The organism is Paraburkholderia sp. MM5477-R1, assembly GCF_050436385.1.
Lineage (GTDB): Bacteria > Pseudomonadota > Gammaproteobacteria > Burkholderiales > Burkholderiaceae > Paraburkholderia > Paraburkholderia tuberum.
This window is the reverse complement of record NZ_JBNDMC010000007.1, coordinates 1,969,247-1,992,717: the sequence shown is the minus strand read 5'-3', so window position 1 is coordinate 1,992,717 and position 23,471 is coordinate 1,969,247. Positions and strand designations below refer to the sequence as shown.

General features: G+C 64.7%; 24 protein-coding genes. 15 read left to right on the top strand and 9 right to left on the bottom strand.

Translation table 11 applies throughout. The annotated features are described in order from the left end of the window. Window positions 1–8: 8 nt before the first annotated feature. From cysT to OKW35_RS37965, 5 genes are all read left to right on the top strand, one after another. Window positions 9–905, top strand: coding sequence for a sulfate ABC transporter permease subunit CysT (cysT, locus tag OKW35_RS37985; RefSeq protein ID WP_184029216.1), 897 nt, complete (start codon window positions 9–11; stop codon window positions 903–905). Continuing rightward, window positions 902–1,909 (top strand): sulfate ABC transporter permease subunit CysW, encoded by a 1,008-nt coding sequence (cysW, locus tag OKW35_RS37980; RefSeq protein ID WP_429554729.1) that lies wholly within the window; start codon window positions 902–904, stop codon window positions 1,907–1,909. Before cysT ends, cysW begins: the two co-directional genes overlap by 4 nt. After that, on the top strand, window positions 1,910–2,968 hold the full coding sequence (locus OKW35_RS37975) for a sulfate/molybdate ABC transporter ATP-binding protein (RefSeq protein ID WP_429554728.1): 1,059 nt from the start codon (window positions 1,910–1,912) through the stop codon (window positions 2,966–2,968). Window positions 2,969–3,085: 117 nt separating this feature from the next. Beyond that, complete coding sequence (locus tag OKW35_RS37970; protein WP_184063795.1) at window positions 3,086–4,012, top strand: CysB family HTH-type transcriptional regulator; 927 nt, start codon at window positions 3,086–3,088, stop codon at window positions 4,010–4,012. Window positions 4,013–4,190: 178 nt separating this feature from the next. Then, window positions 4,191–5,237, top strand: coding sequence for an asparaginase (locus OKW35_RS37965; RefSeq protein ID WP_429554727.1), 1,047 nt, complete (start codon window positions 4,191–4,193; stop codon window positions 5,235–5,237). 259 nt (window positions 5,238–5,496) lie between these two features. On the opposite strand, the gene OKW35_RS37960 is transcribed toward OKW35_RS37965, so the two are convergent. The 3 genes from OKW35_RS37960 to gcl form a co-directional block, all read right to left on the bottom strand. Then, a complete protein-coding gene (locus OKW35_RS37960; protein WP_184064829.1) occupies window positions 5,497–6,408 on the bottom strand; it encodes a 2-hydroxy-3-oxopropionate reductase in 912 nt (303 codons plus the stop codon). 72 nt (window positions 6,409–6,480) lie between these two features. Next, the gene (gene otnI / locus OKW35_RS37955; protein ID WP_429361351.1) at window positions 6,481–7,290 is read right to left on the bottom strand and encodes a 2-oxo-tetronate isomerase; all 810 of its coding nucleotides are present in this window, start codon (window positions 7,288–7,290) and stop codon (window positions 6,481–6,483) included. Between the two features lie 129 nt (window positions 7,291–7,419). Beyond that, window positions 7,420–9,195: a glyoxylate carboligase gene (gene gcl / locus OKW35_RS37950; RefSeq protein WP_429554726.1), complete on the bottom strand. Its 1,776-nt coding sequence runs from the start codon at window positions 9,193–9,195 to the stop codon at window positions 7,420–7,422. Between the two features lie 171 nt (window positions 9,196–9,366). On the opposite strand from gcl, the gene OKW35_RS37945 reads away from it, so the two are divergent. The 10 genes from OKW35_RS37945 (at window position 9,367) to OKW35_RS37900 (ending at window position 17,336) form a co-directional block, all read left to right on the top strand. Continuing rightward, window positions 9,367–10,281, top strand: coding sequence for a substrate binding domain-containing protein (locus OKW35_RS37945; protein ID WP_184043936.1), 915 nt, complete (start codon window positions 9,367–9,369; stop codon window positions 10,279–10,281). Window positions 10,282–10,456: 175 nt separating this feature from the next. Further along, window positions 10,457–11,329: an RNA polymerase sigma factor gene (locus tag OKW35_RS37940; RefSeq protein WP_429554725.1), complete on the top strand. Its 873-nt coding sequence runs from the start codon at window positions 10,457–10,459 to the stop codon at window positions 11,327–11,329. After that, on the top strand, window positions 11,319–12,335 hold the full coding sequence (locus tag OKW35_RS37935; RefSeq protein WP_429554724.1) for an anti-sigma factor family protein: 1,017 nt from the start codon (window positions 11,319–11,321) through the stop codon (window positions 12,333–12,335). Before OKW35_RS37940 ends, OKW35_RS37935 begins: the two co-directional genes overlap by 11 nt. 191 nt (window positions 12,336–12,526) lie before the next feature. Further along, window positions 12,527–12,901, top strand: coding sequence for a 30S ribosomal protein S6 (gene rpsF, locus OKW35_RS37930; protein ID WP_090804556.1), 375 nt, complete (start codon window positions 12,527–12,529; stop codon window positions 12,899–12,901). Window positions 12,902–12,969: 68 nt separating this feature from the next. After that, on the top strand, window positions 12,970–13,269 hold the full coding sequence (gene priB, locus OKW35_RS37925) for a primosomal replication protein N (RefSeq protein WP_008922420.1): 300 nt from the start codon (window positions 12,970–12,972) through the stop codon (window positions 13,267–13,269). Between the two features lie 2 nt (window positions 13,270–13,271). Further along, window positions 13,272–13,547 (top strand): 30S ribosomal protein S18, encoded by a 276-nt coding sequence (gene rpsR, locus OKW35_RS37920; protein ID WP_013588504.1) that lies wholly within the window; start codon window positions 13,272–13,274, stop codon window positions 13,545–13,547. 27 nt (window positions 13,548–13,574) lie between these two features. Continuing rightward, window positions 13,575–14,027, top strand: coding sequence for a 50S ribosomal protein L9 (rplI, locus tag OKW35_RS37915; protein ID WP_090804561.1), 453 nt, complete (start codon window positions 13,575–13,577; stop codon window positions 14,025–14,027). Window positions 14,028–14,195: 168 nt separating this feature from the next. Next, entirely contained in the window at window positions 14,196–15,584 is a 1,389-nt protein-coding gene (locus OKW35_RS37910; protein WP_184064847.1) for a replicative DNA helicase, read from the top strand. Window positions 15,585–15,699: 115 nt separating this feature from the next. Beyond that, window positions 15,700–16,326 carry a DUF47 domain-containing protein gene (locus OKW35_RS37905; RefSeq protein ID WP_184043927.1) on the top strand — a complete coding sequence of 209 codons (627 nt, stop codon included), beginning with the start codon at window positions 15,700–15,702 and terminating at the stop codon, window positions 16,324–16,326. Beyond that, entirely contained in the window at window positions 16,326–17,336 is a 1,011-nt protein-coding gene (locus OKW35_RS37900; RefSeq protein WP_184029113.1) for an inorganic phosphate transporter, read from the top strand. The genes OKW35_RS37905 and OKW35_RS37900 overlap by 1 nt, the downstream gene beginning before the upstream one ends. Before the next feature lie 143 nt (window positions 17,337–17,479). Here the strand turns inward: OKW35_RS37900 and OKW35_RS37895 are convergent, their stop codons facing one another. The 6 genes from OKW35_RS37895 to OKW35_RS37870 form a co-directional block, all read right to left on the bottom strand. Next, window positions 17,480–18,286: an SDR family oxidoreductase gene (locus OKW35_RS37895; protein ID WP_090804571.1), complete on the bottom strand. Its 807-nt coding sequence runs from the start codon at window positions 18,284–18,286 to the stop codon at window positions 17,480–17,482. Window positions 18,287–18,337: 51 nt separating this feature from the next. Further along, entirely contained in the window at window positions 18,338–19,489 is a 1,152-nt protein-coding gene (locus OKW35_RS37890; RefSeq protein ID WP_184064850.1) for an NlpC/P60 family protein, read from the bottom strand. A 215-nt stretch (window positions 19,490–19,704) separates the two neighbouring features. After that, window positions 19,705–21,552 carry a PhoH family protein gene (locus OKW35_RS37885; protein WP_429554723.1) on the bottom strand — a complete coding sequence of 616 codons (1,848 nt, stop codon included), beginning with the start codon at window positions 21,550–21,552 and terminating at the stop codon, window positions 19,705–19,707. A 103-nt stretch (window positions 21,553–21,655) separates the two neighbouring features. After that, window positions 21,656–21,790 (bottom strand): hypothetical protein, encoded by a 135-nt coding sequence (locus OKW35_RS37880; protein WP_260321379.1) that lies wholly within the window; start codon window positions 21,788–21,790, stop codon window positions 21,656–21,658. Between the two features lie 117 nt (window positions 21,791–21,907). Then, window positions 21,908–22,369, bottom strand: a complete 462-nt coding sequence (locus tag OKW35_RS37875) for a peroxiredoxin (protein ID WP_429488649.1) — start codon at window positions 22,367–22,369, stop codon at window positions 21,908–21,910. Between the two features lie 208 nt (window positions 22,370–22,577). Continuing rightward, window positions 22,578–23,471, bottom strand: coding sequence for a polysaccharide deacetylase family protein (locus OKW35_RS37870; RefSeq protein ID WP_184029077.1), 894 nt, complete (start codon window positions 23,469–23,471; stop codon window positions 22,578–22,580).

Here is a 23,471-nt window from a genome sequence, read left to right as displayed (position 1 = left end):
TATCCAGCATGACCACGTTGACCTTCCGCAAGCCGAGCGCATTGCCCGGTTTTGGCCTGACACTCGGCATCACGGTGGCTTATCTGAGCCTCGTGGTGCTGATTCCATTGGCGGCGACCTTTCTGAAAACCGCGACGCTCGACTGGGATCAGTTCGTGCGCGCGGTCACGTCGCCGCGTGTGCTCGCGTCGTATCGGCTGACGTTTTTCTCGGCGCTAGGCGGCGCGCTGATCAACGCGGTGTTCGGCTTTCTCGTCGCGTGGGTGCTGGTGCGCTACACGTTTCCGTTCAAGCGTATCGTCGATGCGGTCGTCGATCTGCCATTCGCGTTGCCCACCTCGGTGGCGGGCATTTCGCTCGCGGCCGTGTATGCGGGCAACGGCTGGATCGGCCAGTTCCTCGCGCCGCTCGGCATCAAGATCGCGTTCACGCCGGCGGGCGTGCTGGTCGCGCTGACGTTCATCGGCCTGCCGTTCGTCGTGCGCACCGTGCAACCGGTGCTCGAGGAGTTCGAGCGCGAGCAGGAGGAGGCAGCCGCGTGTCTCGGCGCGTCGCGCTGGCTCACGTTTCGCCGCGTCGTGCTGCCGGCCGTGTTGCCGGCGCTGCTGACCGGCTTCGCGCTCGCCTTTGCGCGCGCGCTCGGCGAATACGGCTCGGTAATCTTCATCGCCGGCAATGTGCCGATGAAGTCGGAGATCACGTCGCTCCTGATCATCACGAAGCTCGAGCAATACGACTATGCGGGCGCGACGGCGCTCGCGGTCGTGATGCTGGTCGTGTCGTTCCTGATGCTGCTGTCGATCAACACGCTGCAGTGGTATCTGCAGCGGCGCACGAGCCGCGGCAAGACGGGATCGGCGCCAGTGGCCACGAGCGTCGCCGCTATCGGTGGAGGTGTGCAATGAGCCGCGTTCCGACCCACCCGGCGAGCGTGGCGCGTCGCCCCGATCCGGTCAGCGAGCCGGCGCTCGTGCGCTGGCTGCTGATCGGCCTCGCACTGCTGTTTCTCGCGCTGTTTCTGGCCGTGCCGCTCGCCGCGGTGTTCTACCAGGCGCTGAACAAGGGGCTGCGTTTTTACTTCGAAGCGCTCGCCGATCCGGATGCGCTGTCGGCGATCAAACTGACGCTGCTCACCGCGGCGATCGCGGTGCCGCTGAACCTCGTGTTCGGCCTTGCGGCGTCGTGGTGTATCGCGAAGTTCGAATTCCGCGGCAAGGCGCTGCTGACCACGTTGATCGATCTGCCGTTTTCGGTGTCGCCGGTGATCTCCGGCCTGATCTACGTGCTGATGTTCGGCGCGCAGGGCTGGTTCGGCCCGTGGCTCGAAGATCACAACGTGCAGATCATCTTCGCGGTGCCGGGCATCGTGCTCGCGACGATCTTCGTCACGTTCCCGTTCGTCGCGCGCGAGCTGATTCCGCTGATGCAGGCGCAGGGCAACGACGAGGAGGAAGCCGCGCACGTGCTCGGCGCATCGGGCTGGCAGACGTTTCGTCGCGTCACGCTGCCGAACGTCAAGTGGGGTCTGCTGTACGGCGTGATTCTGTGCAATGCGCGCGCAATGGGCGAGTTCGGCGCGGTGTCGGTCGTGTCGGGCCATATTCGCGGGCAGACCGACACGATGCCGCTGCACGTCGAAATCCTCTACAACGAGTACAACTTCTCGGCCGCGTTCGCCGTGGCCTCGCTGCTCGCGCTGCTGGCGCTGGTTACGCTGGGGCTCAAGCTGCTGGCCGGGCGTCATATGTCGGCGGAACTGTCGGCGGCGCGCGAAGTGCCTGCGTATGCGGGGCACGTGTCGCCGTCCGGCGCTTCGCAGGCCAATAGCGCGCAGTCCGCTTCGCATTCGTTTTTCGTCAACGCCACGCCTGCGTCGCAGCGACATCCGCTCAAGCAAGGAGAGCTGTAAATGGGTATCACCGTTCGTAACCTGCAAAAGCGCTTCGGCGATTTCGTCGCGCTCGACAACGTGTCGCTCGACTTTCCGCCGGGCGAACTCGTCGCGCTGCTCGGGCCGTCGGGTTGCGGCAAGACGACGTTGCTGCGTGTGATCGCCGGCCTCGAATACGCGGATGGCGGCCGGGTCGAGCTGCAAGGCCAGGATGTCGCGGCGGTCGGCGCGCGTGAGCGCGAGGTGGGTTTCGTGTTCCAGCACTACGCGTTGTTCCGGCATATGACGGTGTTCGAAAACGTCGCGTTCGGGCTGCGCGTGAAGCCGCGCAAGGAACGTCCGTCGGAGAAGGTGATTCGTGAGAAGGTGCATGAGTTGCTGAAGCTCGTGCAGCTCGACTGGCTCGCGCAGCGCTATCCGTCGGAGCTGTCCGGCGGCCAGCGCCAGCGCATCGCGCTCGCACGTGCGTTGGCCGTGGAGCCGAAGGTGCTGTTGCTCGACGAGCCGTTCGGCGCGCTCGACGCGAAGGTGCGCAAGGAACTGCGCAGCTGGTTGCGTCGCCTGCACGACGATCTGCATATTTCGACGATCTTCGTCACACACGATCAGGAAGAAGCGCTCGAAGTGGCGGACCGCGTCGTCGTGCTCAATCGCGGGCATGTCGAGCAGGTCGGCAGCCCGCAGGAGGTGTACGACCATCCGCAGACGCCGTTCGTCTACGAGTTTCTCGGCGCGGCGAACCGTCTGCACGGCAGCGTCGACACGCAAGGCTTCGTCGTCGATGGCGCGGCGCTGCCGGTCGCGATCGCGGCGGGTTTTAAGGGCCCGGCGTTCGCCTATGTGCGGCCGCACGATCTGCAGTTGTATCCGCAGGCGGCGGGGCATCGCGAGGGCATTGTCGTCGACGTGCGGCGCGTGGTGACGCTCGGCGGTTCGGTGCGCGTCGAGCTCGCCGGTCGCGAGGGCAATCTGCTCGAAGCCGAACTCGATCGCGAAACGTGGCGTGATCTGCAACTCGCGATCGGCGACGGCGTCACCGCGGTGCCGCGCGCGATGCGGGTGTTTCCGGCGCAGTGAGGTGGCGGCGCCGCAGTGCGGCGCTGAGGACAGGAGAGAACGTATCAGCCGTACCGCGTGGTTCGCCTGGCATGTGCGGCTCCAATAACTCAACTCTGGCAGAACCGAGACACAACGATGAATTTCCAGCAATTGCGCTTCGTGCGCGAAGCCGTGCGGCAGAACATGAACCTGACCGAAGTGGCGAACGTGCTCTACACCTCGCAGTCGGGCGTATCGAAGCAGATCAAGGATCTCGAGGACGAACTCGGGGTCGACATCTTCATCCGCCGTGGCAAGCGTCTGACCGGGCTCACCGAACCGGGCAAGGCCGTGCATCAGTTGATCGAGCGGATGCTGCTCGATGCGGAGAATCTGCGCCGCGTCGCGCGTCAGTACGCGGATCAGGACAGCGGCCACCTCGTCGTCGCGACCACCCACACGCAGGCACGCTACGCATTGCCGAAGGTGATTCGGCAGTTCACGTCGGTGTTCCCGAAAGTGCATCTGGCGCTGCGCCAGGGCAGCCCGCAGCAGATCGCGCAGATGATCATCAACGGCGAGGCGGATATCGGCATCTCGACCGAGGCGCTCGACCGTTTTCCCGACATCGTCACGTTCCCGTGCTATTCGTGGCATCACGTCGTGGTGGTGCCGAAGGATCATCCGCTCGTCGGCCGTGCGAATCTGACGCTTGACGAGATCGCCGAATTCCCGATCGTCACCTACGACCAGGACTTCACCGGCCGCTCGCATATCGATCAGGCGTTCGCGAAAGTGGGTGCGTTGCCCGACGTCGTGCTGACCGCGATCGACGCCGACGTGATCAAGACCTACGTCGAACTCGGCATGGGCATCGGCGTGGTCGCGGCAATGGCCTACGACCCGAAGCGCGACAGCGAACTCGTCGCGCTCGACACGCAGCATCTGTTCGAGGCGAGCACGACGCGTGTCGGCTTGCGCAAGGGCGCGTTCCTGCGCGCGTACGCCTATCGGTTGATCGAGATGTTCGCGCCGCAGTTGAGCGAGGCAGACATCGCGGCGCAGTTGCGCGAGGCGGCTTAGGGCTGCGAGCAGCTTAGGGTGGGACTTGCACCCGTCGTCAATACTTGTGGTGATGAGTGCAGTTGGGCACCGCATGAGATTTAAGCCCGCTCGCGCGTTGCGCACGCTCGCGCATGCCGAACCCGCGGCCGGTCTTCCACGCATGGCGACGCGAAGCGCATCGCTTACAATCGCCGCCATGAATACCTCGACTTCTCCCTCTCTCCCGATTCCCCCCGGCCATAGCACCGCGCCGACGCTGCCGCGCATCGCGGTGCTCGCGACCGGCGGCACGATCGCCGGCGCGGCCCCGGATGCGGCCAATACGTCGGGCTATCAGGCGGGCGTCGTCGGCGTCGATCAACTGCTCGCGGCGGTGCCGGCGTTGTCCGCGGTCGCGCGAATCGCGCCCGAGCAGATCGCCAGCGTCGACAGCAAGGACATGTCGCTGCCGCTGTGGGCCACGCTCGCGCAACGCATCAACACGCTGCTCGCGACGGACGACGTCGACGGCCTGGTGGTCACGCACGGTACCGATACGCTCGAAGAAACCGCCTATCTGCTGCATCTGACCGTCAAATCGGATAAGCCGGTCGTGCTGACCGCGGCGATGCGCCCAGCGTCGGCGCTCTCCGCCGACGGTCCGCTGAACCTGCTAAATGCGGTGACGGTCGCCGCGCACGCGGCGGCACGCAGGCAGGGCGTGCTGGTTGCGTTCAACAACCGGATTCACAGCGCGCGCGACGTCGTGAAAACGAGCACCTATGCGGTCGATGCGTTCCAGTCGCCCGAAATCGGCGCGCTCGGCTGGGTGCAGGATGGCCGCGTCGAGTTCCAGCGCGGCGTGGTGCGCGCGCATACGGTCGCGAGCGAATTCGCAATCGATGCGGTGTGGCCGCAGGTGGAGATCGTCACGAGCTATGCGGGCGTGTCGCGGATTGCCATCGATGCGCTGGTCGCCGCGGATGTGCGCGGCATCGTCGTGGCGGGTACGGGCAATGGCTCGATCCACCAGTCGTTGCAGCAGGCACTGGCGGATGCCGCGTTGCGCGGCGTGGCGGTGGTGCGCTCGTCGCGCGTGGGTTCGGGGCATGTGATGCGCAACGGCGCGGCGGCCGACGATGCGCTCGGTTTCGTCAGCGCGGGTTCGCTGAATCCGTACAAGGCGAGGGTGCTGCTGATGCTGGCGCTGGCCGCGGGCCACACTGCGCCGGCGGCGTTGCAGAAGGTGTTCGATACGTATTGATTGGCGAATCCGACAGCCGGACACCCGACGACGACGTCTGACCGACCAAGGCTTCCCCGTCACCGACGGGTGCCGCTGCGGACCCCACTTGCCGCTCTCAGCCCAGAGCGGCGCGATTTGCCCGTTGCGCCGCGCCGGCAACCCAAGCTGCCGTGCAACGAACGGGCGCCCCACCTGTGTTCACCGTGAGCTCGCCGATGCCGAAGCGGCAACCGGCGGAATCAACGGCGAGCTGAACTGAAGAGGAAGCACGAAGACCTCAAGCCGCCTTCGCTTCTTCACTGTCCGGCGCCTGCGCGACCTCATGATTCGCCATGATTTCGAGCGCGCGCACCATCGCCGAGTGATCCCACGCCTTGCCGCCGTTCGCGGCGCAGACGCTGAACAGCTGCTGCGCGCTCGCGGTATGCGGCAGCGCGATGCCGAGCTTACGCGCGCCATCGAGCGCGAGATTCAAGTCCTTCTGATGCAGCTCGATGCGAAAGCCCGGATTGAACCTGCGCTTCGTCATGCGCTCGCCATGCACTTCGAGAATCCGCGACGACGCGAAGCCCCCCATCAGCGCGCGCCGCACCCGCTCTGGGTCGGCGCCCGAGCGCGACGCGAACAGCAGCGCTTCCGCGACCGCTTCGATGTTCAGCGCGACGATGATCTGGTTCGCGACCTTGCAGGTCTGACCCGCGCCGTTGTCGCCGATCAGCGAGATGTTCTTGCCCATCAGTTCGAACAACGGCTTGGCCAGCGCAAAGGCTTTCTCGGGACCGCCGACCATGATCGTCAGCGACGCATCCCGCGCGCCGATTTCGCCGCCGGACACCGGCGCATCGAGATAGTCGACGCCGAGCGCGTTGATCTTCTTCGCGAACGCCTGGGTGTCGAGCGGCGAGATCGAGCTCATGTCGATGACGAGCTTGCCTTTGGTGAGGCCGGCGGCGACGCCGTCGTCGGCGAACAGCACGTTGGCGACGTCCGGCGTGTCCGGCACCATGATGATGACGATGTCGGCGGCCTGCGCGACCGCGGTCGAACTGGCGACCACGCTCGTGCTCTTCGCGATGTCGTCCGGTACCGGATACGCGCCGTTCACGAACAGCGAGTGACCGCCCTTGATGAGGTTGCGCGCCATGTGCGCGCCCATGATGCCGAGTCCGATGAAGCCGATCTTTGCCATGTGTGTGAATCTCCAGGGTTATAGGGGGCGTGCGTTGAGGCTTCAGGGTTCCATCAGGAACCCCAAGGCGCCTCAAGCCGCCGCATGCGCCGCGCCACGCGCCTGACCTGCCACGCTTTGCACCCAGCCGAGGCCGGCATCGGTCGTCGTGCGCGGCTTGTATTCGCAACCGACGTAGCCGTCGTAGCCGAGCGAGTCGAGCAGCGCGAACAGATACGGATAGTTGATCTCGCCGGTGCCCGGTTCGTGCCGCCCGGGGTTGTCCGCGAGCTGGATATGCGCGATCTGCGCGAGGTTCTTTTCGATCGTCGCCGCGAGTTCGCCTTCCATCCGCTGCATGTGATAGATGTCGTATTGCAGGAACAGATTGTCCGAGCCGACCTCGCGAATCACGTCGAGTCCATCGCGCGAACGGTTCAGCGCGAAGCCCGGAATGTCGTACGAGTTGCATGGCTCGACGAGCAGCCGGATGCCGGCCTTCTTGAGCTCGCGCGCGGCAAAGCGCAGGTTGTCGACGATCGTTGCGCGGGCGGTGTCGGCGTCGACGTTCGCGCCCGGAATGCCAACGAGGCAGTTCAGTTGCGGCACCTTCAACGCGCTTGCGTATTCGATCGCGCGGCCCACGCCTTCCTGAAACTCGGCGACCCGATCGGGCAGGCACGCGATGCCGCGTTCGCCTGCTTCCCAGTTGCCGGCCGGCAGGTTGTGCAGCACCAGCTTGAGGCGGTTCTGTTGCAGACGTGCGCTCAATTCGGCGATCGAATACGGATAGGGAAACAGGAATTCGACGGCATGAAAGCCGGCGTTGGCCGCCGCCGCGAAACGGTCGAGGAACGGCACTTCGTTGAACAGCATCGTCAGGTTCGCTGCGAATTTAGGCATGGTGCTTTTGTCTCTCAGGTCGGTCAGGGAGTGGCGCGCTGGTCGTGATGAGGCGAGGGCGCGGAGCATGAACTCAGCCCTCGCGCATCGAGCGCGCTGAATGCTGCGAATACCGCGAAGACGCAACGCTCAATCGAGCAGGCTGATCGCCGTCGGCGCGTCCTCGCGCTTTTCCGCGAGTTCCTCGAACTCGTTGATCGCGTCGATCTCGGTGCCCATCGAGATGTTGGTCACGCGTTCGAGAATCACTTCGACGATCACCGGCACGTTGAACTCGGCCAGCATCGACTGCGCTTTTTGCAGCGCCGGTTTCAGTTCTTCCGGCTTGAACACGCGAATCGCCTTGCAGCCGAGACCTTCGGCGACGGCGACGTGATCGACGCCATAGCCGTTCATCTCCGGCGAGTTGATGTTCTCGAAGCCGAGCTGCACGCAGTAGTCCATTTCGAACGCGCGCTGCGCCTGGCGAATCAGCCCGAGGTACGAGTTGTTCACGACGACATGCACGTACGGCAGCTTGAATTGCGCGCCGGCCGCGAGCTCCTCGATCATGAACTGGAAGTCGTAGTCGCCCGACAGCGCGACGATCGGCCGTTGCGGATCGGCCGCGCGCACGCCGAGCGCCGCCGGAATCGTCCAGCCGAGCGGGCCGGCCTGGCCGCAGTTGATCCAGTTGCGCGCCTTGTACACGTGCAGGAATTGCGCGGCGGCGATCTGCGACAGGCCGATCGTGCTCACGTAGCACGTGTCGCGGCCGAACACCTGGTTCATCTCTTCGTAGACGCGCTGCGGCTTCATCGGCACGTTGTCGAAGTGCGTCTTGCGCAGCATCGTGCGCTTGCGTTGCTGGCAATCGGCAACCCACGCGGCGCGATCCTTCAGCTTGCCCGCGGCCTTCCATTCGCTGGCCACTTCGACGAACAGTTCGAGCGCGGCCTTCGCGTCCGACACGATGCCGAGATCCGGGCCGAACACGCGGCCGATCTGCGTCGGTTCGATATCGACGTGCACGAACTTGCGCCCCTTCGTATAGACATCGACGCTGCCGGTGTGACGGTTGGCCCAGCGGTTGCCGATGCCGAGCACGAAGTCGGACGCGAGCATCGTCGCGTTGCCATAGCGATGCGAGGTCTGCAGACCGACCATGCCGGCCATCAGCGGATGGTCGTCGGGAATCGCGCCCCACGACATCAACGTTGGGATCACCGGCACGCCGAGCGTTTCGGCGAACTTCACGAGCAGGTCTTCGGCTACGGCGTTCAGCACGCCGCCGCCCGACACGATCAACGGCTTGTCGGCATCGTTGAGCAGCGTGAGCGCGGCCTCGATCTGCTTGCGGGTCGCCTTCGGCTTGTAGACCGTCAGCGGTTCGTACGTGTCGATGTCGAATTCGATTTCGGCGAGCTGCACGTCGATCGGCAGATCGACCAGCACCGGGCCCGGGCGGCCCGAGCGCATCAGATGGAACGCCTGCTGGAACACACGCGGCACCAGCGCCGGCTCGCGCACGGTCACGGCCCACTTGGTGACGGGCTTGGCGATCGATTCGATATCGACGGCCTGGAAGTCTTCCTTGTACAGACGCGCGCGCGGCGCCTGGCCTGTGATAGCCAGAATAGGAATCGAGTCGGCCTGCGCGGAGTACAAACCGGTGATCATGTCGGTGCCCGCGGGGCCCGAGGTGCCGATGCACACGCCGATGTTGCCCGGCTGCGCGCGGGTGTAGCCCTCGGCCATGTGCGATGCCCCCTCCACATGGCGCGCGAGCACGTGGCTGATGCCGCCGGCTTTGCGCATCGCCGAGTAGAACGGGTTGATCGCGGCGCCCGGCACGCCGAACGCGGTATCGATGCCTTCTTTTTCGAGCACCAGAACGGCGGCGTCGACGGCTCTCATTTTGGCCATGAATGTCTCCTCAAGGTCGGGAATTACGTCGGTTGAGGGACACTGTAGGCCTGCGCCAAAGGTTTGATAAGATCAGTCCGGGTCGCTTATTCTGAAACAAAAAGTATGGAATGACGTGAAGCCCGGCGCACGGCCGGCATCAGCCCGGCAAGAGACAGGTGGGAGACGAACATGGACCGCTTCAAACAGATCGAAACCTTCGTGCGGGTCGCCGATGCGGGCAGTCTCGCGGCGGCGGCGCTTGAGGAAGGCGTGTCGCCGGTGATTCTCGGGCGGCGCATCGATGCGCTCGAGAAGCGCCTCGGCGTGAAGCTGATGTATCGCACGACACGGCGGCTCGTCGTCAGCGAGGACGGCGCCGCGTTTCTCGAACGCTGCCGCGGGCTTCTCAGCGAATGGGATCAGGCGGAAAACGAACTGAGCGCGGGGCGCCGCGCGGTGAACGGCCATCTGATCGTGTCGGCGCCCGCCGCGTTCGGGCGTAAGCACGTCGCGCCGCTCGCGCCTGCATTTCTGCGCGACAAACCCGAGTTGCAGATGTCGTTCAATCTGACCGACCGGGTCGTCGATCTGGTGCGCGAGGGCTACGATCTGTCGATCCGCATCGGCGGCGCGGTCGATCCGAACTTCGTCGCGGTGAAGCTCGCGTCGAACCGGCGCGTGGTGTGCGGTACGCCCGACTATTTTCGCCGTCACGGCAAGCCGAAGACGCTCGAGGATCTGCCGGCCCACAACTGCCTCGCGTTCAATCTGCAAGGCGGGCAGAACCGCGGCTGGTATTTCCGCCGCAACGGCAAGCTCGCGACGGTGCGGGTGGGCGGCTCGCTCGACTGCAACGATGGCGAACTGCTGCATCGCTGGGTTTCGGAGGGGCTCGGACTCGGCTGGCGTTCGACGTGGGAAATCCAGCGGCAGCTCGCGCGCGGCGAGCTCGAAACCGTGCTCGACGAATATGCGCTGCCCGATTACGACATTCTTGCGGTCTATCCGCAGCAGCGCTTCGTGCCGGCGCGCGTGCGCTATTTCATCGACTATCTGAAAGACGTGTACGCGAGCGACGACTACTGGAACCGGCCATCGTACTAGCTGGCGAGCGGGGCGCGCAGGCGATCGCGGTCTTTCTTGCGAATGCTCGCCTGAGTCGGGAATAAACTCGGTCTATGGCCAGTTCTGCTGTGAAAGACACGTCAGGAACGACACCACGCGGGACGCGCAACAGCGACCCGCACGACGCAGCCGCCATGCCCTTGGAGGGGCCCACGTGGTCCAGACCGATTCAGACGCCGATGCCGATGCAGCGAAAAGCCGCCGCTTCCAGCAGCTGGCGTTGCCGCATCTCGACGCCGCGTACAACCTCGCGCGCTGGCTGTGCGGCAATCCGAACGATGCCGAGGACGTCGTGCAGGAAGCGTTCATGCGCGCGTTCCGCTTCTTCGATACGTTTCGCGGCGACTCTGCGCGGCCGTGGCTGCTCGCGATCGTGCGCCGCACCTGGTACACGGAATGGCGCCGGCGCGCGCCGTCGCACGACATGCTCGAATTCGACGAAACGATGGACGACGCGACCCTCGACGGCTGGAGCGCGGGCGGCGACGATCCCCAGACGCTGCTGATCCGCGACGAGGATGCACGCCAGGTACACGACGCGTTGGCGCGTTTGCCGGTCGAGTATCGCGAGGTGCTGATCTTGCGCGAGCTCGAGGAGATGGGATATCGGGAGATCGCGGTGGTGGCCGATGTGCCGATCGGTACGGTGATGTCGCGGCTCGCGCGTGGGCGGCGCAAGCTGGCGGAGGTGTTGATGGCGCTGCAGCGAGGCGGGGGGGAGTCGGTTGGCGGGGGGCGCAAAGGCGGGCAGGGTGATCGGCGCGGGTCGACGCAAGCGCCGCTGGAGCAGGGGGCGCAGTCCGGGCGGGTCGTGCAGTCGGCGGCAGTCGCGCCCTCGGGGTCGTCCACGCCCTGCGCGCCGTCCGACCGGTCACCGCGAAGTTCCGGCGACGGCCGCGCGGCATCATCGGCGGTCGTGCCCGCCACCGCAACAGTGACGCAACTCCGGGCGTTTGCCGACGGCCGGCCCCTCAACATTCCCGGCGCTGCCGCCGACCCCGCTCAGGAGACGCCGGATGGACTGTAACGAAGCTCGGCAGCTCCTCGAGGCGAATGCCGATCACGAACTGCCGGCACCCGATGCGCGCCGGGTCCAGCAGCATATCGAGAGCTGCGACGACTGCCGGCGCGCGAGCGACAACCTGCGCGCGCTGAGCGGCGCGCTGCGCGCGGCGCCGTATCATCGGGCGCCGCAGTCGTTGCGGGCGCGGATCGTGGCGGGCTTGCCCGGCGCGGTCGAGGGAGGAACTGCGGGGTCGGCCACGACGGCGGCGCCTGAAGATGCGGAGGAGGAGTCTACCGGCAGCGCTAGCGCCGGGCTGACCGACATGGCGACGTACCAACCTCAGCGTCAGCGTCGTTGGGCGCGGCGGCCCGCGTGGCTCGACCGGTGGCTCAGTGGCTTCAGCGGTCCGGGTCGCTCGGGTGATTCACGCGGCCGGCTAATCGGCTTCAACGGACCGCATGCCGCTGGCGGCGCCAACCGCGTGCTCGCGCGCGGCGGTCTCGCGGTGCTCGTGATTGCGCTGTGTGTGGCCACCGCTGTCCTGACGCTGACGCTGCGCCGTCCCGCCGAATTCACGCCATTCACCGACGAACTCATCGAAAGCCATGTGCGCGCGCAGGTTTCCGGCCGCGACATCGACGTGATTTCGACCGACCGTCACACGGTCAAGCCATGGTTCAACGGTCGGCTCGACTATTCGCCGCCGGTCGAGGACCTCGCGGCGGCCGGCTTCGCGCTGGAGGGGGGCCGGCTCGACTACCTCGCGCACCAGCGGGTCGCGGTGCTCGTGTACCGCTACGGCAAGCACGTGATCGACGTGTATGTGTTTCCGCAGTCCACGACGCGTGGCATTGACGGCGCGGCGCCGGCATCGCTCGCCCACGACGGCTATTCGATCGCGCACTGGGACGCGGCGGGCATGACCTGGTGGGCGATCTCGGACGCCGCACCCGATGCGCTCAAGGGACTCGAAGCGGCGCTCAGAGCGCGTTTGCAGAGCGGCAGCCAGCGCACGGAAGCGGGTTGAGGGGCAAGGACGGCCCGACTTCCGCGACCCACCACCCTAAGCTCTTGAAAACACATCCGATTCCGCCGCCGAATCGGCGGAATTCCTTGCAACCCGTCCCCATTCGGGTTAGACTCTTGGGCTTCTCACTTGCCGCACCGGTTCCGACGCCCGGGCGGCTTCTATCCAAAAGTCAGCACAAGGAGTGTGTAATGCGTCATTACGAAATCGTCTTTATCGTGCATCCCGATCAAAGCGAGCAGGTGCCCGCCATGATCGAGCGTTACAAGGGCACGATCACGTCGCACGGTGGTCAGATCCACCGCGTCGAAGACTGGGGCCGTCGCCAACTGGCCTACATGATCGAGAAACTCGCGAAGGCTCACTACGTCTGCATGAACATCGAGTGCGACCAGACCACGCTCGACGAGCTGGAACACGCATTCAAGTTCAACGACGCCGTTCTGCGTCACCTCATCGTCAAGATGAAGAAGGCCGAAACCGGCCCGTCGCCGATGATGAAGGAAGTGCAGCGCGAAGAAGCCAAGAAGTCGGCAGCAGCTCAGCCGACCGAAGCGCAGGCTTAAGACTCGTTATTAAGCTGCCAGACACGCAGCGTCGCTCCGCTCACGTACACGAAGACATAAACAGGTACATGAACCGGCTGCAACTTACGGCGAGCGTCGTCGAACGCGAACCGGTGCGGTACACCCCCGCCGGCGTTCCGATTGCCAGCTGCACGTTGCACCACCGCACGGAAGTCGTCGAGGCGGGCATTGCCCGTCAGGTCGAACTGACCATGCAGGCGGTCGCCGCGGGCGAAGCGAGCGGTAAGCTCGAAAACTGTCAGATGGGCGTCGAAACGCTCTTCACAGGTTTTCTGGCTAAAAAGCACCGTAACGCGCGAACTCTGGTATTTCACATCACAGCATTGCAGGACATTGGAAAGGACTAATCATGCCCCGCCCGACTGGTAAGAAATTCGACAAGCGTCGTCAGCAACAGAACCCGCTCTTCAAGCGCAAGAAGTTCTGCCGTTTCACGGCTGCTGGCGTCGAGTACATCGACTACAAAGACATCGAAACGCTGAAGGACTTCATCGGCGAGAACGGCAAGATCACGCCGGCACGTCTCACGGGTACCAAGGCGCATTATCAACGCCAGTTGGACACGGCTATCAAGCGCGCACGTTTCCTCGCGCTGGTGCCGTACACCGACCAGCACAAGGCCTAACCCGACGACGCGATAAGGAGCATCCGAATGCAAATCATTCTTCTGGAAAAAGTCGTCAATCTGGGTAACCTCGGCGACATCGTGAAGGTCAAGGACGGTTACGCACGTAACTTCCTGATCCCGAACAAGAAAGCTCGCCGTGCAACGAAGGAAGCCCTCGCTGAATTCGAAGTGCGCCGCGCAGAACTCGAAAAGCACGCCGCTGAAAAGCTGGCAGCCGCTCAGGCTCAAGGCGAAAAGCTGGCAGGCCAGACCGTTCAGATCAAACAGAAGGCTGGCGTCGACGGCCGTCTGTTCGGCTCGGTGACGAACGCTGATATCGCCGAAGCGCTCGGCAAGCAAGGCTTCGCAGTGGAAAAGGCGCAAGTGCGTCTGCCGGAAGGCCCGCTGAAGATGGTTGGCGAGCACCCGGTTCAGGTTTCGCTGCACACCGACGTTCTCGTCGATGTGACGGTGGCCGTGATCGGCGAGCACGTCTAAGCCGACCGCATCAAGCATCAGGCAGGATCAGCCAGCGTATTGCTGGTGAAGAGCAGGGGCCGGGAAACCGGCCCCTGCTTTTTTTGTGCCCGACTATCTCTCGTATATCACCGTATTTGCGTTTTTTCCGCTCGCAGCCGTCGCCGGATTGCCCGATAATTCCTCCCCATGAACGCACCGTCCAAAGATCCCCAACTCGAGTCGCTGAAAGTCCCGCCGCATTCGATCGAAGCCGAGCAATCGGTGCTGGGCGGCCTGCTGCTCGATAACGCGGCCTGGGACCGCATCGCCGACTTCCTCGCGAAAAGCGACTTCTACCGCTACGACCACCGCATCATCTTCGAGCACATCGGCAAGCTGATTGCGGCCACGCGGCCGGCCGACGTGGTCACCGTCTACGAAGCGCTCGGCACCTCGGGCAAGGCGGAAGAAGTCGGCGGCCTCGCTTACCTGAACGCGCTCGCGCAGAACACGCCGAGCGCGGCCAACATCCGCCGCTATGCGGAAATCGTGCGCGACCGCGCGGTGCTGCGCCGGCTCGTGTCCGTCGCCGATGAAATCTCCGCCGACGCGTTCAACCCGCAAGGCAAGGAAGTCCGGCAATTGCTGGACGAAGCGGAATCGAAGGTGTTCTCGATCGCCGAAGACGGCGCGCGCGGCACCCAGGGCTTTCTCGAGATCGGGCCGCTGCTGACCCAGGTGGTCGAGCGGATCGACACGCTCTATCACACCGCCAATCCGAGCGACGTGACCGGCACGCCGACCGGCTTCGTCGATCTGGATCGTATGACCTCGGGCATGCACGGCGGCGAGTTGATCATCGTCGCGGGCCGTCCGTCGATGGGTAAGACGGCGTTTTCGATGAACGTCGGCGAATACGTCGCGGTCGAGTACGGACTACCCGTCGCGGTGTTCTCGATGGAAATGCCGGGCACGCAGCTAACGATGCGTATGCTGGGCTCGGTCGGCCGGCTCGATCAGCATCGCATGCGAACCGGGCGCCTGACCGACGAGGATTGGCCGAAGCTCACGCATGCGGTGCAGAAAATGAGCGAGGCACAGATCTTCATCGACGAAACCGGCGGTCTGAACCCGATGGAACTGCGCTCGCGCGCGCGCCGGCTATCGCGCCAGTGCGGCAAGCTCGGACTGATCATCATCGACTATCTGCAGTTGATGAGCGGCTCGTCGTCGGGCGAAAACCGCGCGACCGAAATCTCGGAAATCTCGCGTTCGCTGAAGAGCCTCGCGAAGGAGCTCGACGTGCCGGTGATCGCGTTGTCGCAGCTGAACCGCGGTCTCGAGCAGCGGCCCAACAAGCGGCCAATCATGTCGGACCTGCGCGAATCGGGCGCTATCGAACAGGACGCCGACGTGATCCTGTTCATCTACCGCGACGAAGTGTACAACCCGGACAGCCCCGACAAGGGCACCGCGGAGATCATCATTGGCAAGCAGCGGAACGGTCCGATCGGTCCCGTTCGGCTCACGTTCCACGGCCAATACACGAAGTTCGATAACTTTGCGGGCGCGCAGAACTTCTACGGCGGCGAGTGACGCAAGGCGCCGTGGGCTGTTGTAACGGCGCTGTCGCGAGTGCGGCAATGATGGCGGAACGGTACAATATGGCGCTTTTATGTCAGCCATAACGTGACCCATTTCCAGGATCCCAATGTTCGGTCGATTCATGCCCACCGAGGGCAAGTTCTTTGAAATCTTCAATGCGCACGCAACGTGCATCATTTCGGCAAGCCGCGAACTCGAGCTCCTGATCGACAATCTGCAGGACGCCGAAACCCACAAGCAGAACGTACAAAAGGCCGAGAAAGCGGCCGACAAGCTCACGCACGAAGCCATCGACCTGCTGCACAAGACCTTCATCACGCCGCTCGACCGCGACGAGATCCACAAGCTGATCACGACGATGGACGACATCCTCGACCTGATGGAGGACGTCGCCACCGCGATCTCGCTGTATGACGTGCAAGCGGTCACGTCGGAGGCGAGCCAGCTCGCGCATATCTGCACGGCAACCTGCGAGCGCGTGCAGTTCGCGGTCAGCCTGCTGTCGGACATGAAGCAGGCGAGCCAGATCCTGAAGGCCTGCGAGGACATCGACCGGCTCGAATCGGAGGCCGACAGCGTGCTGCGCGCGGCGATGTCGAAGCTGTTCCGCGAGGAAGACGACGTCAAGGTCCTGATCAAGCTCAAGGCGATCTACGAGCTGCTCGAAACGATCACGGACAAGTGTGAGGATGTGGCCAACATCATCGAAGGCATCGTGCTGGAAAACGCATAATGCAATCGATACAACTCGCTATCTGGGTCGTCACCGGCCTGGTTGCCATTGCTTTGGTGTTCGACTTCATGAACGGTTTTCACGACGCGGCGAATTCGATCGCCACGGTCGTGTCGACCGGCGTGCTGAAGCCACAGCAGGCGGTGGCGTTCGCGGCGGCGTTCAACGTCATCGCGTATTTCGTGTTTCACCTGAAGGTGGCCACGACCGTCGGCAAGGGCACGATCGACCCGGACATCGTCGACCACTACGTGATCTTCGGCGCGTTGGTCGGCGCGATCGCGTGGAACGTGATCACCTGGGTCTACGGCATTCCGTCCAGTTCGTCGCACGCGTTGATCGGCGGCCTCGTGGGTGCGGCGCTCGCGAAGTCGGGCTGGGGATCGCTGAACTGGGATGGCCTGATGAAGACCGTCGCGTTCATCTTCATTTCACCGCTGCTCGGCTTCGTGCTCGGCTCGTTTTTCATGCTGCTGGTGTCGTGGCTGTATTTCCGCACGCCGCCTAGCAAGGTCGACCGTCGCTTCAGGCGTCTGCAATTGTTTTCCGCTGGCCTGTACAGCCTGGGTCACGGTGGCAACGACGCGCAGAAAACCATCGGCATCATCTGGATGTTACTGATCGCCACCGGCTTCGCGTCGATGAAGGCGGACGCACCGCCGCTGTGGGTGATCGGCGGCTGCTATCTGTCGATGGGTCTCGGTACGCTGTTCGGTGGCTGGCGCATCGTGCGCACGATGGGCCAGAAAATCACGAAGTTGAAGCCGGTCGGCGGCTTCTGCGCGGAGGCGGGCGGAGCGATCACGCTTTTTACCGCCTCGGCGCTTGGCATTCCCGTCTCTACCACGCATACGATCACCGGCGCGATCGTCGGAGTCGGCGCGACGCAGAAGCTGAGCGCGGTGCGCTGGGGTGTCGCCGGCAACATCGTCTGGGCCTGGATTCTGACGATCCCGGCTTCCGCGGTGCTGTCCGGCGGGGCCTGGTGGCTGGGCCACCACTTCCTGTAATCACCATGCGATGCATGGCCTGCGCTGCCGGGTTCGGCTGAGTTTGGCTGAACAGCACGCGCGGGCCTTTGGCTACATGCCGCCCATGGCATCGCACCGGTGTCCCTACGCAGTTCGACTAAAAAGCGCGTTGCACGACGCGTTCAGATCAGCGGCGCATTCGCACCATCCATCGGAATGATCGCGCCCGTCACATAGCTCGCGCGGCGGCTCGCGAGGAACAGCGCCACGTCGGCGATTTCCTCCGGCTTTGCATAGCGCCCGAGCGGCATCCGGGCCTGGCCGCGCGCCAGCGCTTCGTCATTGCCGATGCCTTGCTGCGCCGCTTCCAGCCGGACCGCTTCCTCGACGCGCTCGGTCAGCGTCGAGCCCGGATTGATCGCGTTGATGCGGATGCCATAGCGCGCGTAGTAGTGCGCGAGGCCGACGGTCGCGAGCATCAGCGCCGCGTTGGCCGCGCCGCCTGCGATATGGATGTCGCTCGCGACCTTGCCGCCCATGCCGATGATATTGACGATCGTGCCCGGCTCGGCACCGCCGTTGGCTTTCGCGCGCTCGGCCATACGGCGCAGCACTTCCTGCTGCGGATAGATATACGGGAAATACTTCGCTTCCATCGTCGCGCGGAATGCGTCGGCATCGAGCGTCTCGGGGTCGTACCGGCGCGCGGCGCCGGCACTGTTGATCAGTACGTCGATCGGGCCCACGGCGGTGCTGACTTCCTCGACGATATCGGCGGCGCTGTGCGCTTCGTGCAGGTCGGCGCGCGTGCGGTGCACGTGGAATCCTTCCTGTTTCAGCTGTTCGTAGGCGCGCGCAAGGTTGGCGGGGTCGCGCGACACGATCGCGACCTTCGCGCCTTCCTGTGCGAAGGCGCGCGCGCACGCGAAACCGATGCCTTTGCTGCCGCCGGTGATGAGCACCACCTTATTTCTGAGCCCGAGTTCCATGGTCGTTACCCGCCGTCGAAAGAATATCGATGACGATAGCAGATCACGGCGTCAGAAGTTGCCGTTCGCGAAACGGGCGATCGGGTCGTCGCTGCTTTGAGTGGGTGCGGGCACGCCGTGGGAAGCCGTCGACGCACGCATGAGCTGCACGGATCCAGTGCCTTCGGTCTGCTGCATCTGCCGGGCCTGGCGTTCCGCGATGGAGGCGGGTGGCGGCGGTTCGAATGCATCGGCGGCGGCGTCGATCGGGTCGGGCGAAGGTTGGGCAAGGGTGCGGGCGGTCGTCGCGGACTGCATCGGTTGAGCGGGCGAACGAGCGCCGCTTTCAAACGTGCTCGCCTGAGCCGCGGGGACCATCGTCGCTGCCACGGCGCCCGCTGAGCGTGCCTGCAGCTGCGCGGCGCCGAGGCCCGACGGCGGCGGCTCGAATTGATCGGCTTGCACGACGGGCGTGCCGCCGCCCGCACGGGTCGCCGGCGTCGCGCTCGCAACCGGCCGGGCCGTTGCCATCGACGCCGGGCTGGACAGCGCCGTCGGGCCCGCGTAGGTCGACGCTGCCGGAACTGCCACGGTTGTTGCCGTGCCCATCGCCGCGGCCGCAGCACCTCGCTCGGTTTGCGGCGCCGCAGCCTGATAGCTCGGCGTATCGAACGGCGCCGGCGTTGCCGCCGGTCCCGCCATCCGGCGGATGCCGTCGAAGCGCTTCGCCCAGTAGGGATTGGTCAGATAGTCGAGCCGCACGGTGCCGCCCGTCGATGGCGCGTTGACGAAGCGCAGCTTGCCCACGTAGATGCCGACGTGCGAATGCGCGCGCCCCGTCGTGTTGAAAAAGATCAGATCGCCTGGCGCGATTTCGTCCGGTTCGATCGACTCGCCGCGCCCGCTCATCTCGGCCGTCGTGCGCGGCAGGTTCACCGACGCCGCGCGCAGCACGACGTACCGCACGAGCCCGCTGCAATCGAAGCCGCTGTCGGGCGTATTGCCGCCCCAGCGGTAGGGCACGCCGACGAGACTCATCGCCTGAATGGAGATTTCCTCGCGGCCGATGCTGTGATCGACGAAGTGGGGAAAGCCGGGCGGCGGCGCGCGATAGGCGCCGTTCGCGACAACGCTGCCGCCTGACCCGCGCGACGTCTTCTGCGGCGCGCCGGCACAGGCGGCGAGCAGCAGGACGGGCAGCAGCGATAAGGCGAGTCGGCGCATGAAGACGGCACGGGCGGTAAGCGCCCATTTACTCACTGAGGATGTCGGGATGGTAGCCGCCCAACAAGGCTGCGGCAAGAATTGTTGATAAATTACTTGAAGTTTGTGCGCTAAGTGTTGCCTGCGTGGAACGCCGGCGCAATAAAAAGGCCGCGTCCGGAACGAACCGGACGCGGCCTGCGATCAAAAGCCGAAAAAAAACCGGCGAACGACGTCTAGAGAATCTCCGACGCGTAGTCAGCGAGGCGCGAGCGCTCGCCGCGCGCCAGCGTTACGTGTCCGCTGTGCGCCCAGCCCTTGAAGCGATCGACCACATAGGTCAGGCCCGAACTGCCCTCGGTCAGGTAAGGCGTATCGATCTGCGCGATGTTGCCAAGGCAGATGATCTTCGTGCCCGGACCCGCGCGCGTGACGAGCGTCTTCATCTGCTTCGGCGTCAGGTTCTGCGCCTCGTCGATGATCAGATACTTGTCGACGAACGTGCGGCCGCGCATGAAGTTCATGCTCTTGATCTTCAGGCGCGAGCGGATCAGCTCCTGGGTCGCGGCGCGGCCCCATTCGCCGGCGGCGTCGTCGGTTTTCTGCAGCACTTCGAGGTTGTCGTCGAACGCACCCATCCACGGCTGCATCTTTTCCTCTTCGGTGCCCGGCAGAAAGCCGATGTCTTCGCCGACCGGCACCGTCGCGCGCGTCACGATGATCTCGTTGTAGCGCTTGTCGTCGAGCACCTGCGCGAGACCCGCCGCGAGTGCGACCAGCGTCTTGCCGGTGCCGGCCTGGCCGAGCAGCGTGACGAAGTCGATGTCCGGATTCATCAGCAGATTCAGCGCGAAGTTCTGCTCGCGATTGCGCGCCGTGATGCCCCACACGTTGTTCTTGTGGTGGCCGTAGTCACGCAGCGTTTGCAGCAGCGCGGTCTTGCCGTTCAGTTCGCGCACCAGCGCATGAAACGCGGGCTCGCCGTTCTGCGGCTCCAGATAAACGAACTCGTTGACCAGCATCGATGCGCACAGCGGACCCGTCACGCGGTAGTACGTGGTGCCGGTTTTCGTGTCCTGCCAGCTTTCCATGCCCTTCGCGTGCCTGGTCCAGAAGTCTTGCGGCAGGGCGCGGATGCCCGTGTACAGCAGGTCGCTGTCCTCGAGCACCTGGTCGTTGAAGTAGTCTTCGGCGGGCAGACCGAGCGCATGCGCCTTGATGCGCATGTTGATGTCTTTCGACACCAGCACGACCTGGCGATCCGCGCGATCGCGCTGCAGCGCGCGCACGACGCCGAGGATCTGGTTGTCGGCCTTGCCTTCGGGCAGACCTTCGACCGGCTCGATCGCGGTCAGCCGGGTCTGGAAGTACAGCCGCCCGGACGCTTCGCGGCTGCCCAGACGCGCGAGCGAAATGCCGTCGGCCATGTCGCCCGCGTTCGCGACGAGCGCGTCGAGCGTGCGGCTCACCTGACGCGCGTTACGCGCGACTTCCGACATTCCCTTCTTGTGGTTGTCGAGCTCTTCCAACGTCATCATCGGCAGATAGACGTCGTGCTCCTCGAAGCGGAACAGGCAGCTCGGATCGTGCATCAGCACGTTGGTGTCGAGCACGAAAAGCTTCTGCACCTCGGCTGGCGTGGCGCCCGTGCCACGTTTCTTGCGCGTGGCGGCAGGGCTCGCTGCGGCGGGCGCGGCGGCTGTTTCGTCCGTGCGCTGCTTCGCGGCAGGCGCGCGTGCGACGATCGGCTGCGCTTCTGTCGCGTCGGCTTCGAACTGCGGGCGTGCGGACGGAACCGGCTGCAACAGCGCGGCGGTCTGCCTGGTCTTGCGGCCGCGCGCGGGCGCGGGTTGCGCGGCGGGCGGCGACTCGACGGCGGGCACGGGCCACAACGTGGTGGCGGCGTTGGCAGCGTGCGCCATCGGTGTCGCGACATTGACGCGGCCGTAATCGGCCGACTCTGCGGATTCCCCTTCACGCGCCTGTTTTTTCGCGGTGGAGCGCGCGGGCGTGACGGCTTTGGCCTTGTATTCGTCAGGCGACAAAAGATTGCCGAGCTTGTTGGGGGGAGTAGGCAAAGGCATGGTTTCCCTCGAAATGATCGGGTCACATATCGTGCGCCGCCCGTCGCATTCTGACGATGCCCTCACGGGACATCGAGTCTGCGCGAGGAGGCGCGCATTCGGTCTAGAGATGCCGGTTCGCCTGGTTTTCGATAGGCTCCTTGACGGAAGCGCGCGAACCAATGAACGAACGGTCGCGCGCAATTAAAAAAGCCGCCGCCCCGGCATTCGGGGCAAGCGGCTCGACGATGATGCTCACGTTGCGCCTCACGCTCCGAACGGCACCGGTGGATCCGGTCAGGCGGCCGTCAGGGCTGGCGCAGCGGAGAATAATGTGGGGTGGACAGGCACTCATTGCGGGCCAATATAACGCGCATCAAAGCGCTTGTACAGCCTCCAGAATGTCGTCGACGTGGCCCGGCACTTTAACGCCGCGCCACTCGTGGCGCAGCACGCCATCGGCGTCGATGAGGAACGTGGAGCGCTCGATTCCCCGTACCTCTTTGCCATACATTTTCTTCATTTTGATGACGGCGAAGAGGGCGCACAGCGTTTCTTCCGGGTCGGAAATCAGCGGGAAGGGTAGTTCGAGCTTAGCCTTGAAGTTGTCATGCGAACGCAGGCTGTCGCGCGACACGCCGATCACTTCCGCGCCGGCTTTCTTGAACTTCGGATACAGATCGCGGAACTGCAACCCTTCGGTCGTGCAGCCCGGCGTATTGTCCTTCGGATAGAAATACAGCACCACCTTCTTGCCCCGCAGCTTTGACAGCGTGATTTCGCCGCCCGTCGCGGTGGCGGTGAAGTCGGGGATGGGTTGGTCGACTGCGATGGACACGAGGTTCTCCGGTTATTGGGGCTGGCGTCGCTAGGTGCCGCGGCGTCGGCCGGTCTGTCGTCGAGGTTGTTGTTGTTCGGGAATACGGTCGGCGCGCGGTTGTCCGATCGTCAGACCCGGCAAGGAAGCGGGCAACAGGCGGGCAACGGGCGGGCAATGGGCGAGCAACAAGCGGCGCGCCTTCCAACGACTCCCGCGTCGCGGGCCTTCAGGGCTGGACGATCAGTTCGCCGGAGCGTCCCGGAATCTCGCCCCACGCGACAGGGTACGATGGCAGCGTGTCGCGGTCTAGCGTGGCGTAGTAATCGCCCATCGTTGCGAACGTGTGGCCCTGGGCGCGCCAGCCTTCGAGCAACTGTTCGAAAACCGGCGCGAGTTTCTGTCCTTCGAGTTCGGCGTGCAGCGTGAACACCTGGTCGTGCGGATTTTTTTCAGTTTGTTTCAGCATCCACGCGGCGACGTTGTGCGTATCGACACCATCGACACCGAGCACTTCGTCGAGCGTCGGGAGCGTGGTCGGCATCTGCACGTGCTTCAGCGTCCTGCCGTCGACCACCGGCAGATATGGCGAGTGGCCGCGGCCGTCGGAAGCGTAGCGCATGCCCCACGCGTCGATCTGCTCGAACGCGTGGCCGTTCATCTGCCAGCCCGCGGCGCCGTGCGTGACGGGCGGCGCGCCGAATATCTCGATGAACCGCGCGTGGCTCCGCTGCATCTGCGCGACGGTCCACGCGCGATCTTTGGCGCGCACGTTGTCCTGCCAGTACACGTGATCCCACGTATGGATGCCGCACTCGAAGCCGGCTTCGTGGATCGCGCGCATCTCGGCCGCGGCCTTCGCGCCGATGTCCGGACCGGGCAGCAGCACGCCGTACATCAACTGCCTGACGCCGTAATGCTCGACCACCGACGTGCGCGACACCTTCTTCAGAAAGCCCGGCCGCAGGACGCGGCGCATCGCCCAACCGGTGTGGTCGGGCCCGAGGCTGAACAGGAAGGTGGCGCGCGCCTTGAAGCGGTCGAAGATGCGCGCGAGATTCGGCACGCCTTCGCGGGTGCCGCGCAGCGTGTCGACGTCGATCTTCAGGACGATGCGAGCCAA

What these genes read in the sequence shown, in the direction of transcription:
- OKW35_RS37945 (WP_184043936.1), top strand. Translation starts at nt 9,367, where the DNA reads ATGGACCGCTTCAAACAGATCGAAACCTTCGTGCGGGTCGCCGATGCG.
- gcl (WP_429554726.1), bottom strand. Translation starts at nt 9,195, where the DNA reads ATGGCCAAAATGAGAGCCGTCGACGCCGCCGTTCTGGTGCTCGAAAAA.
- priB (WP_008922420.1), top strand. Translation starts at nt 12,970, where the DNA reads ATGAACCGGCTGCAACTTACGGCGAGCGTCGTCGAACGCGAACCGGTG.
- OKW35_RS37895 (WP_090804571.1), bottom strand. Translation starts at nt 18,286, where the DNA reads ATGGAACTCGGGCTCAGAAATAAGGTGGTGCTCATCACCGGCGGCAGC.
- OKW35_RS37900 (WP_184029113.1), top strand. Translation starts at nt 16,326, where the DNA reads ATGCAATCGATACAACTCGCTATCTGGGTCGTCACCGGCCTGGTTGCC.
- OKW35_RS37960 (WP_184064829.1), bottom strand. Translation starts at nt 6,408, where the DNA reads ATGGCAAAGATCGGCTTCATCGGACTCGGCATCATGGGCGCGCACATG.
- rplI (WP_090804561.1), top strand. Translation starts at nt 13,575, where the DNA reads ATGCAAATCATTCTTCTGGAAAAAGTCGTCAATCTGGGTAACCTCGGC.
- OKW35_RS37890 (WP_184064850.1), bottom strand. Translation starts at nt 19,489, where the DNA reads ATGCGCCGACTCGCCTTATCGCTGCTGCCCGTCCTGCTGCTCGCCGCC.
- OKW35_RS37885 (WP_429554723.1), bottom strand. Translation starts at nt 21,552, where the DNA reads ATGCCTTTGCCTACTCCCCCCAACAAGCTCGGCAATCTTTTGTCGCCT.
- OKW35_RS37905 (WP_184043927.1), top strand. Translation starts at nt 15,700, where the DNA reads ATGTTCGGTCGATTCATGCCCACCGAGGGCAAGTTCTTTGAAATCTTC.
- cysW (WP_429554729.1), top strand. Translation starts at nt 902, where the DNA reads ATGAGCCGCGTTCCGACCCACCCGGCGAGCGTGGCGCGTCGCCCCGAT.
- rpsF (WP_090804556.1), top strand. Translation starts at nt 12,527, where the DNA reads ATGCGTCATTACGAAATCGTCTTTATCGTGCATCCCGATCAAAGCGAG.
- OKW35_RS37975 (WP_429554728.1), top strand. Translation starts at nt 1,910, where the DNA reads ATGGGTATCACCGTTCGTAACCTGCAAAAGCGCTTCGGCGATTTCGTC.
- otnI (WP_429361351.1), bottom strand. Translation starts at nt 7,290, where the DNA reads ATGCCTAAATTCGCAGCGAACCTGACGATGCTGTTCAACGAAGTGCCG.
- cysT (WP_184029216.1), top strand. Translation starts at nt 9, where the DNA reads ATGACCACGTTGACCTTCCGCAAGCCGAGCGCATTGCCCGGTTTTGGC.
- OKW35_RS37970 (WP_184063795.1), top strand. Translation starts at nt 3,086, where the DNA reads ATGAATTTCCAGCAATTGCGCTTCGTGCGCGAAGCCGTGCGGCAGAAC.
- OKW35_RS37910 (WP_184064847.1), top strand. Translation starts at nt 14,196, where the DNA reads ATGAACGCACCGTCCAAAGATCCCCAACTCGAGTCGCTGAAAGTCCCG.
- OKW35_RS37965 (WP_429554727.1), top strand. Translation starts at nt 4,191, where the DNA reads ATGAATACCTCGACTTCTCCCTCTCTCCCGATTCCCCCCGGCCATAGC.
- rpsR (WP_013588504.1), top strand. Translation starts at nt 13,272, where the DNA reads ATGCCCCGCCCGACTGGTAAGAAATTCGACAAGCGTCGTCAGCAACAG.
- OKW35_RS37935 (WP_429554724.1), top strand. Translation starts at nt 11,319, where the DNA reads ATGGACTGTAACGAAGCTCGGCAGCTCCTCGAGGCGAATGCCGATCAC.